The sequence below is a fragment of the Haloimpatiens massiliensis genome, from assembly GCF_900184255.1.
Classification (GTDB): Bacteria; Bacillota; Clostridia; order Clostridiales; family Clostridiaceae; genus Haloimpatiens; species Haloimpatiens massiliensis.
The window spans coordinates 22,888-36,339 of the sequence record NZ_LT854639.1 but is presented as its reverse complement, the minus strand read 5'-3'; the positions used below and the strand labels follow the sequence as shown (position 1 = coordinate 36,339).

The 13,452-nt window shown below is 29.9% G+C and carries 11 protein-coding genes and 1 pseudogene; 1 reads left to right on the top strand and 11 read right to left on the bottom strand.

Features of this window, described 5'->3' with window-relative positions; genetic code table 11:
- The first annotated feature begins 1,081 nt into the window (after positions 1 to 1,081).
- Entirely contained in the window at positions 1,082 to 2,014 is a 933-nt protein-coding gene (locus C1715_RS05750; protein ID WP_102399632.1) for a S66 peptidase family protein, read from the top strand.
- Between the two features lie 87 nt (positions 2,015 to 2,101).
- Here the strand turns inward: C1715_RS05750 and C1715_RS05745 are convergent, their stop codons facing one another.
- From C1715_RS05745 to C1715_RS19735, 11 genes and pseudogenes are all read right to left on the bottom strand, one after another.
- Positions 2,102 to 3,691, bottom strand: coding sequence for a type I restriction-modification system subunit M (locus C1715_RS05745; protein WP_102399631.1), 1,590 nt, complete (start codon positions 3,689 to 3,691; stop codon positions 2,102 to 2,104).
- Positions 3,692 to 3,844: 153 nt separating this feature from the next.
- On the bottom strand, positions 3,845 to 5,053 hold the full coding sequence (locus tag C1715_RS05740) for a restriction endonuclease subunit S (protein WP_102399630.1): 1,209 nt from the start codon (positions 5,051 to 5,053) through the stop codon (positions 3,845 to 3,847).
- Positions 5,054 to 5,129: 76 nt separating this feature from the next.
- Positions 5,130 to 8,339 (bottom strand): type I restriction endonuclease subunit R, encoded by a 3,210-nt coding sequence (locus C1715_RS05735; protein ID WP_102399629.1) that lies wholly within the window; start codon positions 8,337 to 8,339, stop codon positions 5,130 to 5,132.
- On the bottom strand, positions 8,336 to 8,911 hold the full coding sequence (locus C1715_RS05730) for a restriction endonuclease subunit S (protein WP_102399628.1): 576 nt from the start codon (positions 8,909 to 8,911) through the stop codon (positions 8,336 to 8,338). Before C1715_RS05730 ends, C1715_RS05735 begins: the two co-directional genes overlap by 4 nt.
- Before the next feature lie 387 nt (positions 8,912 to 9,298).
- Positions 9,299 to 9,523, bottom strand: a complete 225-nt coding sequence (locus tag C1715_RS05725) for an integrase (RefSeq protein ID WP_102399627.1) — start codon at positions 9,521 to 9,523, stop codon at positions 9,299 to 9,301.
- Between the two features lie 568 nt (positions 9,524 to 10,091).
- On the bottom strand, positions 10,092 to 10,373 hold the full coding sequence (locus tag C1715_RS05720; protein WP_102399626.1) for a hypothetical protein: 282 nt from the start codon (positions 10,371 to 10,373) through the stop codon (positions 10,092 to 10,094).
- Between the two features lie 119 nt (positions 10,374 to 10,492).
- On the bottom strand, positions 10,493 to 11,392 hold the full coding sequence (locus C1715_RS05715) for a hypothetical protein (RefSeq protein ID WP_102399625.1): 900 nt from the start codon (positions 11,390 to 11,392) through the stop codon (positions 10,493 to 10,495).
- A 57-nt stretch (positions 11,393 to 11,449) separates the two neighbouring features.
- On the bottom strand, positions 11,450 to 11,602 hold the full coding sequence (locus C1715_RS19620; RefSeq protein ID WP_207654964.1) for a hypothetical protein: 153 nt from the start codon (positions 11,600 to 11,602) through the stop codon (positions 11,450 to 11,452).
- A gap of 258 nt (positions 11,603 to 11,860) precedes the next feature.
- Positions 11,861 to 12,487 carry a hypothetical protein gene (locus C1715_RS05710; protein WP_102399624.1) on the bottom strand — a complete coding sequence of 209 codons (627 nt, stop codon included), beginning with the start codon at positions 12,485 to 12,487 and terminating at the stop codon, positions 11,861 to 11,863.
- Between the two features lie 237 nt (positions 12,488 to 12,724).
- Entirely contained in the window at positions 12,725 to 13,165 is a 441-nt protein-coding gene (locus tag C1715_RS19740) for a hypothetical protein (RefSeq protein ID WP_242971900.1), read from the bottom strand.
- 66 nt (positions 13,166 to 13,231) lie between these two features.
- Positions 13,232 to 13,339 (bottom strand): annotated as a pseudogene (locus C1715_RS19735) (recombinase zinc beta ribbon domain-containing protein); the annotation flags it as partial.
- Positions 13,340 to 13,452 lie beyond the last annotated feature (113 nt).

Here is a 13,452-nt window from a genome sequence, read left to right as displayed (position 1 = left end):
TATCATTAATGCTTAAATTTTAATAAACTATAATACAATTATATATTATAATTTTGTTAAAAATATGTTAAATATCACCTTTTGGGGCATATAGAGATTATACTAGTCTTTTCATAAATAATCTAGGGCTTCCACACAGGTTTAAAGGCTTTTAATCAATAAATACTCTTAAATTAGCGTAAAAAATGAATTTATCTTTATATGATTCACTTTTTTATCAATTTTCCTTTAATACTTCGTGTTTTCGTAACATTCTTCATTAATTATCCTATCACCTTCAAATTATGAATTAAAAATTTCATTTCTTTAATTAACCATGTAATTTTAGTTTAATTTTGCCAATATTCTTCATTTACTATTAAATGAATATAGAGCAATTCATAGCTTCAGCTTGAATTTACTTGATAGGGATACCTCCATTTCCCTATTCCCTATAAAAACTTATTTATAGTAACCCAAGCCCTAATTTAATCTTTTATTAATTTACCCTTATAATATATGCATATATTATAAGAATAAACTATACTATTTAATAATAACTTATAAAGAATCTAATAATTGTTAATGAAAATTTATAAAAATATATAAAATGATTAAACCACAAAAAGATACAATGTGGTGAATTATGAAATTTCATAATTCAAGTAATGTAATACTTTTTGTGGGATAATCATAAAATACCATAAAAAATTATAAAAAAAAGGAGGTGTGCCGTTAAGGAAACTTAGAAAAACTTACAATATAAATATAGTAAACTATTAATTGAACTTTCGTAGTTATAAAATAAAATTTTTAAATTTATAATTGAAAATATAAGGATAAGTGGCTGTCGCATTAAACAATTTACATACAATATACTGTCTTAAAAATTTAAATCTAGTACAATATATCGTAGTATTTATTTTTAGTGCGACAGCTCCTTTTAAATATGAATTGAAAAGATTCTCTAAGAGCTTGAAATTTATGTGCGAAAGTTAAGTTATTAAGATTTATCATAATACTACAAACAAAGGTATCCAAAAACAAATAAACTAACATAAAAGTTTTATAATTTTTATAAGTTTCTTGTAACGGTGTAAAAATGCTAGGTAATAAATTAAGCGAAGGTAATACTATAGGTATAGTAGCGCCCTCCGGACCTGAAAACAAAGAAAATATTATGAAAAATATTGAATTACTAACAAGCTTAGGGTTTAAACTTAAATTTGGTAAGAATGCTTTTAATAGAAATGGCTATTTAGCTGGGAGTGACAAGGATAGAGTTAATGATTTGATGGAAATGTTTATAGATAAAACCGTAGACTTAATCATGTGTTTAAGAGGTGGGTATGGAAGTAGCAGACTTCTTCCACTTATAGATTGGAATATAATAAAAAACAATCCTAAAACCTTTATAGGCTACAGCGATATAACTGTCCTCCTTAATGAAATGTACAGACGTTGTAATCTTATAACTTTTCACGGTCCAATGCTCACATCCAATTTACTAGAAAAGCGAACTCTAGAGAGTCTATTAAGCACTTTAAAGAATGGCTTTAAGCCCTACTGTATAGATTCCTACGATTCCCATATTAAAAGCTTCAGTAATTCAATAACAGAAGGTTTTTTAGTAGGCGGTAATCTTTCTTTAATTTGTAGTTCCTTGGGTACAGATTATGAAATAGATACTATAAATAAAATACTTTTCTTAGAAGAGATAGGCGAAGAGCCTTATAAAATTGATAGAATGCTTACACAGCTTTATAATGCAAATAAACTTCAAAAATGCAGAGGATTTATACTAGGTCATTTCACTAATTGCGATACAGAAAATCGCGAAAAAAGCTTATCCTTAAATGAAGTGTTTAAAGATAAAATTCTGTCTTTAAATAGACCCACTATATTTAATTTTCCATCTGGTCATGATTATCCAAATATAACATTACCTATAGGAGCTAAAATAAGACTTAATTGCGTAAAATGCAAGATTCAAGTATTAGAATCAGTAGTAAAATCTGGTCCTCTACCCTTATAAAACTTAAGCACATTCAAATTATTACCTTACGCTGTTCCCAAGCAAATGGGGGAAAGTGAATACCTCACTTTCCCTTTAACAACAAATTTAAATTTTTACGCCTAAAATCTTCAATTGTTCATTAATCTCAGCTTCAAGCTCAGCAATTTCCTTATTATCTTGTTCTAACAGCTTATTTATTTCTTCTAAATCAATTGGTTCTTCTTCCTCAAAAGTATCAACATAACGTGGTATGTTTAAATTAAAATCATTTTCTCTAATTTCTTGGATAGATGCCAAATGAGAATACTTTTCAACGTCTTTACGTTCCTTATATGTTTTTATGATTTTATCAATATCTTCATCTCTTAAATTATTTTGATTTTTATTCTTTTCAAAATCATTACTTGCATCAATAAATAATATATCTTTATTTTCACGATTCTTCTTTAACACTAAAATTACCGTTGGAATACTTGTTCCATAAAATAAATTTGCTGGTAATCCAATTATTGTATCAAGATAATTTTTACCAATTAAAGTTTCTCTTATTTTTCCTTCTGCTGCACCTCTAAATAAAACTCCATGAGGTAAAACAATAGCCATTGTTCCAGTCTTATTTAAATGATATATACCATGCAATATAAAAGCGTAATCTGCCTTTGAAGCTGGTGCTAACTTTCCATATTCACTAAAACGTGGGTCTTTTAATTTAGTTTTATCATTATCCCATTTTGCCGAATATGGTGGATTTGCCACTACTGCATCAAAACTACGTGGATGATCAATACCTTTTGCATCTGGACCATCTGGCCAATCACTTTCCAAAGTATCAGCATTACTTAATATCATATTGTTATAAGATATACCATGCATCATTAAATTCATACGTGCCAAGTTATATGTAGTTGTATTCAATTCTTGACCAAAGTACTTCATGGGAGTGCCCTTTGGTAATTCTTGACCTACCGTAAGTAATAAAGAACCTGATCCCATTGTTGGGTCATATACACTAAATAATTCATCTGATTTTTCTACACCTTCTGTTACTACTTTAGCTAAAATCTTACTTACTTGATGTGGTGTATAGAATTCTCCACCTTTTTTACCAGCACTAGCCGCAAATTGACCAATTAGGTATTCATATATTTCACCTAAAATGTCTTTTCCATCATTACCTTTGTATTCAATACTATCAACTAACTTTACTATGTTGTTAAGTGATTTAGCGCGTTCATTTGTAGAATTCCCAAGACGAGAATCTCCTAAATTAATATCATTAAATACTCCACGGAAATCTTTTACTGCTTCTTTATTTAATTCTGCATTTTTATTAAAGTTATCAAAAATAGTTTGATAGTCACTAGGAATAACTTGTGAATCATTAATTTTATCAATCAATGACTGCCACGTATCCTTTGGAGCAATTGCATATCCTAAGCTTGCTGAAATATCTTGCAGATAATCTTGAAGCTCCGACTCATCTACTTGTGAATTATAGGATTCATTAATAGGCTCCCCCTCTATAACATCAATAACATTATTCTTTAACAAATACTCCTCTTGATGTTCTGATAAATATCTATAAAACATAAATGCCAATATATAATTTTTGTACTCTGATGCATCCATCGTTCCACGTAATTCATTTGCCATTGCCCATAATTTATTAGTAATTGATTGTATATTATTGCTCATTATTTTTATTTCCTTTCTTTTATTAATTTGCTTTAGATAAGGTGAAACTTTTCAGTGAGAGTTTTTATTCCCACTGAATTTAGTTGAACCAATCCAGGAGCGTGCAGCCGTTAGCTGCCACTTAAAAAGTGGGAGTATTACGGATGCTAGCTATCAGATAAACATCTGTTGTAAAAGTCCCTTCTTTTGTTGTTGTAAATGCTCTAACTTACGCTGATGAAGGGTGATAAGGTTGTCTAGGTTCTTAAAAAATGTGCCAATTTGAGCCTGTTCACTAAATACTGGTACTGATACTGTAAATTCTGAGAACTTAGAAATCCAATGTCGTTCATGACTTTGTGGAAGATATTTAATATTCTTCAACACGTTATAAATGAAATAAAACTCTTCAGTTTCATCTTTTAATGTAAGTAGTTTCATTGCTGAACTCTTGACCTTAAAAGGGAAATCAACGTAGTGTGATGATGTTGTAAAGTCATCAAATATTATAACGGGATTGTTTTTATTTGCATTTTTTATGCCATCAGTTTCATCTGTATATCCTAAGATAAAACTTTGCCCCGCTGTTAAAACTGGTGTTGAAAAACTATCATTATAATCAGTATCTTCGACAATGTATTTTGTTGGTTGCTCATATTTCAGTATATCTCCCAATTTACGCTGTTCCCAAGGGTCAGTAAATCCTGGAAAACGAAGTTCTGGAAATTTTTCACCATTTTTAGGAAACATTTTTTGTAACAAACCTTTTTTCTTATCTTGCAAGTGATTTAACTTACGCTGATGAAGGGTGATAAGGTTGTCGAGTTCTTGAAAAAAGTTACCAATTTTATCCTGTTCTCTCTTATCTTTAGGAAAACAAAATTCCATTTGTTTAATCACTGTACCAGATGTAAGCGCTCTAGTTGTCATAGAACTTTTTTTAATCATTTCATTACGAAACTCGTCTGTATAAAAAACATATTGTTTAAACTTAATGGTTAACGGATCTTCTTTGACAGCTCTACCTCTTAGCACAAACCCACTAAAAACAGTGTCTTTTGGCTCATCTATCATAACTGATGGATATCCAATTTCATCAATTGTTTCAGATGTTCTTGTAAAAAAAATATCACCTTTTTGAACCATATAATTTGCAATTTCTGAAGGTTGTAAACTAACCTTTCCTTTCAAATTTAATGCATTAATACCACGGTTATGAAAAACATCAGTAAAATTTACAATAGGAACTCCATGACCAAAAAATTCTTTGCCTTTGTTAAGTCCATTCTTAAAGTAGTAGTAGTCTCCAACCTTACGCTTTTCCCAAGGATCTGTGAATCCTGGGAACCTTATTTTAGGTACATTTACTTTATTTTCATCCATTTTATCTCCTATCTTAACTGTCAATTCATAGTTGACAGTTCAATAATTAATTTTTAAAAGTATCATTAGGTATAATTTAACTTTCAGCCTGATCATCAGCTAATTCATAAATGGCCTCACGCAAACCATTGCGGTACTTGATTTTAGATAAAGCCTGTACATCTTCGCTATGTGCTAGCGTCTTATAATCCAAGCTTGCTTTGGCAATTATATCTCGAATTTGACCAGTATCATCTAAATCTTGTAATCCATAACGATGACGACTAAACAATTCCCGCATCTGAGCACTTGTGATAATATCTGTAATTCCCCACTTTACTCGAAAATCTAAGAATAGCCTATCAAGACTTACATTGTTAGCCGCTTGAATAATTTGCTCACTATCACTAAGTTTCACTGGATATTTAAGATTAGTACCCTCCGGCGGATAATGCCCTTTGATAATAGCCATTGCTGCATTCATAATCTTCATAGCATAATTTCTATCTTCTAAACCATTGGCAAATTGATCAATTTTCTCTTTTGTAGTTTGTGCTTCTTGGCTCTTACCCTCATGTACTTGATTTAATAATTGTTCCACCAATTCAGTTAAATAATCATAATCTATTTTCACATCTTTCACATGAGTCATTTTTAACTCAATTTGATAAAAAGGAATTTTCTTTTCTTTTGATATATGTTGTTTAAGCTCATTGGTTAAAACTGTAGTAAGCATAGTTTCTTGTTCACTTGTCATACCTAATTTTTCAACTAACTCATCAGGATTTTCGTAATTGAAACCTACTGTATTTCCATCAGCTTCTTCAGGTTTATATTGTTTTAATTTAGCCATACCAACATTATAATCACGCAATAAATCAATCATATATTCTTTTTGCTTCTCAGAAGGTGGTAATTGCTTAAATTCATTAGTTAAACTGTCTAATTTCTTAACCGTCTCTTTAACTTCATTAAATACATCTTCAAAAGCTTTAGCTATAATACCATCCTTTTGGTTAGATTTACGTTGTTCATCTTCTGATAAAATTGCAGAAGCTTTATTAGCATAAATTGCGAGAGCTTGATTCATCAACTTCTCATTTTGAGCAGGCCAACGATAATTTACAATACGCCCCCAAGGTTTTTCTTGCATATCAGCAATACGATTTGTTCTTGAATAGGCTTGAATAAGTGCAGCCCCTTTAAGTGTTCTATCTACATAAAGGGTATTAAGTTCTGGTGCATCAAATCCAGTCAAAAGTTGATCTACCACAATTACAATATCTAAGAAGTTCTTGTCTGTAACAGTTTTGTTCAAACGACTAGTAACATCTTGTGTATATCCTGCTACATCATCCATGCCAAAGCTTGTACCAAATTCTTTATTATATGCAACAATAGCATCATGTAAGCCTTGATTAGTGGCAAGCATACTATCATTATTAGATGAGTTTTGACTAAATGTAACTGCTACTTTTAATGTTTGTCCACCGTTTTTCTTATTCTCATCATTTACTCGTTGAAATTCATTAAAATACATCATTGCCATTGGAGTACTAGCTTTTCCACCACCAACATGAGTGGTAAAGAGTGCGTTATACTTACCTTCATTTGAACGATTTCGCCAATTCTTGAAAATGTCTTCAACTACTAACTTGATATGTTCAGGATTTTCATCATAAAAACTTGGTTCAACTGCATCATCCATATCTTCTTGACTTAGATTATTAATCTTTTCTATAATTTTTTCTTCAGTCCACTTCGGATAACGTTCTCTGTAAAAGTTTGGTAGATACTTTAATTTCATTTGTTTTTCATCAATTGTTGTTTCAAAATCAACTTTAAAGCCCAAAACATTTCTATCTGCTATTGCTTCACGAATGGTATAAGCGTGTAACAATGGTCCAAAAATATCTTCAGTGCGTAAGCCATTAGTTGTTTCATCAAACATTGGTGTTCCCGTATAACCAACCCAAGCAGATTTCTTAAAAGCCTTTTGTATCTTTTCAAAACTTTCACCACCAGTTGAACGGTGTGCCTCATCAACGATAAATACAATATTTTTATCAGGTGATTTAAAAGATTTACGTTTCACTAAAGTATCAAGCTTTTGAACAGAAGTAACAATAATATTATTATCTTTGCTCTTTAGTTTACGACTTAAATCATTAGTATTATAAGTATTTTGAACACTTCCAAGCATATCTTCACTAGCATCTGGATCATAGGCCTTATAATTTTCATTTGTTTGTTTTGTTAAAGCAATTCTATCTACTACGAAAACAACTTTATCAACTTTTGGCATACGACTTGCAAGCCACGCTGTTTTGAAACTAGTTATAGTTTTACCAGAACCAGTAGTATGCCAAATATACCCTACTTTATTTGTGCCGAACTCAAAATCAACTTGTTTTAGATTTTCAATTACAGCCTGGGTAGCATATACTTGATATGGACGCATTACCTTTAGCGTTTGTTTGTTTTTTGTGCCATCCAAAATCATATAATTAGTAGCCATTTGATGTGCCATTGGAATACTTAACATTGAATCAGCAAACTCTTTCCAATTACGTACAATCGTATTATCACTTTTACGTTGCCAGTTAAAAGCAAAGTCCTTATTAAACTTATCTGATGTGGTATTAGCCATATACTTCACGTTATTTGGTGTAATTGCCACCAATATTTGTAGAGTAGAAAAAATATCCCTATATTGGTTCTCCTGGGAATATTGATGCATTTGATTTAGTGCTTCATTGACATCATGTGTATCACGTTTTTCTTCAATTTGTATTATAGGTAGTCCATTAATAAGAAGTGTAGTATCAAAACGACGATTTTGTTTTCCAGTGATAACTGCAGGACGTTCAATCTGATTAACTACTTGATACACTGTATCTCCAGCACCAATTTGTTTTTGATCGAAAACCGTTAAAAACACGTGACGACCGTCATCTAAATCAATTTCGATTTGCGATACACCATTAAGTCCATATAAAAATTGTCCAGCTTCATATGGTGTTTGAATATTAGATATAATCTTTTTGACTTGATTAAATTCTACAGTACTTAAAGGATGATCAAGTGTATTTTGATTGTGCCGCTCAAGAATCTCTTTGAAGTTATTCCAAAGCTTTTCTGTAGTTTTAATTTTTGGTTCATACTTCCACAGTTTTGTTTTTATAAAGTAATCAGCAGGTTTTTCTCTAACAATAAAGTCGCTGATTCCTTCTAGATGTTCAGGCTTAGTTATGGTTCCACTGGTAATATACTGTATTAACTCAGTTTCAAATTGCTCTTCATTCATCTCCCCCATGCCTCCTCTAACTTGGATAATCTGATTTTTGTTTCAAGTTCCGCTGCTCTATTTCTAAGAATTTGTAACCTTAACTGATTAAAATAGACTTGTCCTATAATTTTTTGCTTATCTATGGAAGGTATTTTCGGTATTTCAAGCTCTTTAAGTTGCTTTAGAGTATATTTTAAAACTTGAGAACCTTGCAATCCCAGCACAAACTGTTTCTTGATTGTTTTGTTTTCATTAATAAGATAAACCAAAAACTTTGAATCAATTTTATGGCTAGGTAATAACTTAACGTAGTTTTGCGTATAAATATATCCCTCATGCTCTTTTCTTACTATCGTTGCAATTCCCGTGATTAAACTAAATACTACATCACCATCGCATAAGGTATTTAGTTTATCATTTGTCCTGACTTGTTTATTGTCCACAGTTCTTGAAATAATACCTACCAAATCATCTGTTAAATTTGTTTGACTATAATAAGTAAAAAGCGGTGTTTTTTCATCAAACACTTCAGTAATTCTAAACTGAGGCGATCCACTTACTAACTCAACTAATTCGCTTAACTTTTCCATAAAATATTTTACCTTTCTAAAATCACTTTATTTACCATGATGTAATCATATCACACAAGGAAGTTTATTGCAACTATTAAAAATGTAATTTTCTAAAATTACATTTTTAATAATCTTATTAAAAAGTGCATTTTTTAAATTATATTTCCAAATTTCATCTTCAATCCTTGCTTTTCAAGCACTTCATTTTCTCCAAAAACACGAAAAGCCCCTGAAATCAAAGACTTTCTATTGTATCAAAATTATATTTCTTCTTTAGTGGAAATATATCCACTAGATACACCTTCTCCACACAACACCTTAACTCACCCAATATTCCACGATTATAAAGCTTGATTACAAAACCATATTTTATTCTTTGAATATGGGGAAATTAACAATTAACAACTATAAATCAAACAAATCAATTGATGAATCAAATATAATATCTTCGTCACAAAAAGCTACAGCTATTGCATATAGGGCTTTATTAGTATTGGGCACTATCCATGCTTTCTTCGCTTCATTCCATCTGCTGACTTCTATTTTTTTGATTGCCGAAACATTATCATAGCTATAATTAAAGCTTACCATTATATAGTTATCATTAAATTTTTCAATTGTAACAGCCATTATGTTTGATCCTCCTTATTAAATTCATGAATTTTTAAATATACAGTATTAATATTATCATATTTTTTTATTTCCGCTAAATTGTGCACACACCATCTAAAAAATGCACCCCCCTAATAAAAATCCATAGGGGTGTGCATTTCCAATATAAAAGTCTATAATTACAAACCCCAAACTTAAAATATTACACTAATTTGTTCCAAAAAACAACAAAAGCCCTTGAAATCAAGAGCTTTCCATTGTATCAATATTTAATTGATTATTTGTCTATTGACTATGGTTTTGATACAATTTAACGACTTCTTTAAGAAAAAATTTGAGCTTGGTTAACGCTAAATTGTGTGAGTTTACACTAAAAGGTGCACCCCAACAAGTATTTTGAATTTTTTAAACAACAACTAACTATTTTCATACTTGCTTTTTTCTACTTTATGAGTATTATCAGAGTTCTTATCTGTTTATTTGTATACGATTGAACCTTTTATATTCATGTCTTTTTCTTTCAAATATACCTTATTTATTCTGCACGAAAATATATTTTACATACCCAAATATCTAAAAGTTATAACTATTCTTCGATAATTTCTGCGACATTGTATTCTAAAACACCTTCAGGCTCTTGGCTAAAAATAAGGATTTTTTCGTTTTTATATTCCTCTGTATTAATAGCTGCTCCAAATGAGCATTTTATTAATTCATAATCACTATATTTATAGTATTGAACCTTATAAATTGAAGCATCTTTTTGGTTAATATCTTCCAGTGAAGTTGTCCCATAATAATCTGCCTCTGTAGCACCAACAATTTCTAATATTGTTTCAGATATATTATCTTTAAAGGAACTTGACATAAATCTATTTTTGATTTTTTCCTTTTTTTACCAATAAATCTCTACTCATATTTTTCCCTCCAAATTTAATTATTTAAAAATTCTATATCAAATAAATATTTCTAGCAAAGAATTTCTCTTTATGCCGATATTTCAATTAAAGTTTCGTTGAAACGCTCTACAATTGGAAGTTTATCTATTTGTTTTTGTTTATTCATACATTGTCCCATAAAACAAATCCAATTGTAATATAAACATAATCCGTTATAAATATATGCTGAAAAATCATATTCATTATTAAAAGCATGTTTCATGTAATCATAATAATTATTTATGAGTTGTTGAGGTATTCCAATATCACTAGGACTTATGATAAAATTTTCTAATTTTCTTCTTTCAAATTTATTAAATTTATTTTTATGTAAATTTACATGTAATAAACATTTTTCTTTTGTATGGATTATGTTTCCATCGCCATCTTGTGTTTCAAGAAGTGTTAACACCTGTGAATACTTTCCTTTAATAATAGGAGTAATTATTGTATCAATCACATTTGTGATAATTGCTTTTATTTGAAACCCAACATTATCACTATTCGATTTATTATTAGTTAATATTCTTCCATCTTTTTTATTTTTTTTCAGAAAAACAATATCATTATGTGGATTTTTAGTATCAAAACTTTGTTTTCTAAAGTTAAAAGTAGAATTTAATCCAAGCCCCAATGGAAAACATTGTTGATTGTATTCTTCTCTAATGCTATTATGATAACATTTTTTTAACATTTCCAATCTAACTAATTCATCTACTGATAAATAGTACTCTATAAAACTTTCCATACAAAATCCAATATTAGATGCTGCTTGTGTTCTTAAATTTTTAAGACATTGATTAAAATAAGAGTAATTTCCCTTATTCCATTCAGCTACTGTTTCATCATACGAAATGAGACGTGCTTCAAAAACATCTCTAATAAAACTATAATAATATCCATCTAATGGATATTGAAAATAAATACCTGCATAGTTTCTAAATATCACAGTGTTGCCCTCCTAAATATAATTTCTTCTCTTAATTAACACTTATAATTTTTCACTCTAGGTGTTGCTTTTTTTACAAGGATGCATCCCCCTATAGACATTTTTACAGGATTCTTCAGTTAGCTTAAGGCTACCATTTATATCTCTTTCAATTGTTAATTCTTTAGGAAGCTTATTACCTAAGTTTCTTACAAAACTTCCCGAAAGCATTTCTCTTTCAAAGGTATGAAGAACTTCATTTTTAATTGATACTCCTATTTCTTTACCTTCCTCATCAATTCCATAAAGTATCAGTTTGCTTCCTTTGAATGTTTGTACGCCTCCACAACCATTAAAGTTTTGATTTCCAGATATATGCTCATAGTTTTGTAAACCCCTAATCCTTTGCTTGTAACTATATTCACCAGGAATATATAGTATCTCTAAATCATATATTTTTTCACCAGAATCACTCCTTAAAACTGAATTTTATTTAAACATTTCAATTTCTTGGTCATCATCAATCTTCTTGGCTAATAAATATTCAACATTTTCAACATCCCCTATGAAGGCATACTTTTCAATACAATTCACAATATCCATCAAATTATTTGCAAATTTACATCTTCTAACACTTAGTTTTGTTTTTTTCGAATACTTATCAGTAATCCATATCCATTCATTTACAACATACCTTGTTTTCTCCAAATCATTAAATATACCAAACCAATATCCACAATAATAATCTTCTAATGAATTATTAATATTAAATTCTTCTTTTAAAGATTGAATTGAATCTATTACTTCAATATTTCTCCCCTGTTGCAATGTGAAAATATCTTCTCCCTTAAACTCATAAACTTTTGGTTCCAACATTCTTCTATTTTCATCTTCTGTAAACTCATTTTGATATCTAAGCAAAAGACGTATTTTATTATTACTAGATTGTTCAATTAAAGGATTTTCTTTTGATTGACTTTTATTATACATATCAACCAAATCCCCAAGAAATTTTCCTTGTGAAATATCCTTACTCTTAGCTAGTTCTTTAAAATTCTCACATGTTTCTTTTGCTAATCTTATTGTAATTGCAGCTAATTCACTAATATCTATCACCCCTATATTCGGTTATTTTCTATATTATATCAATTTTTGCGCATTTATGCAAGCTTTCAGTGCAACACGTTGCAATTATATTGAAACTAGATTGCTGTGATTTTTTGTCCTTTCTTTTTCTGTACATTGATTTATCATTATGTTGCTTAATAAGGTCATTTATACCCATTTAGGTTTCTCAACTGATTCTTAACTTCAATGCAAGCTCATATCGAAGCCACCCTTATGGGTGTTATCTTATATATTCCACTCTAATTCCATCCCATCCTTTAATACAAAAGTTATCTTCTCCTCTGTATTCACAATTACTTTCTCAACTGTTCCTAACCAAAGTTCCTCATCAAACTCAGTAATTAAGCTATCTCTTGCTTTAAGCTCTTTTATAACTTCAACAATGTTTTCCTGCTTAGCACTTATCTCTAGTTGCTTTTCATTTATTCCTTCAATATCCTTTTTAATACTTTCATACCTTTCAACTAAACCTTTATACCTTTTATCATATTCATTCTTGTCCAAAACATTATGTGCATTTTCCTCTACGCATCTTCTTAGCTTTTCCGTAACTACATCAAGCTCACTTTGAAGCTTAGCACTTTCTTTATCTAACTTTGAAGTATCTGTTAAAGCTTGTATTATTCCTTTATAACCTTTTAAAATTTCATCCTTATTTTCAATCAAACTATTAAAAGCTTCAACAAAAGCTTGCTTTATTTTATCTTCATAAAGGTGTGGTGTGCTACACTTTTCACTATTTTTAAATTTAGAATTGCATTGCCAAATAACTCTACGGTATTTACTATTAGAATGCCATACCTTACTTCCGTAAAAGCTTCCACATTCACCGCATACTATCTTTCCTGAAAACAGTTTCCACTGGTCTTATAACCTTTTACCTTTTTTCTTTTTTTGATTTCCTGCTGAACCAAATCATAAACCTCAGGAGAAATTATGGCGGGATGGCTATT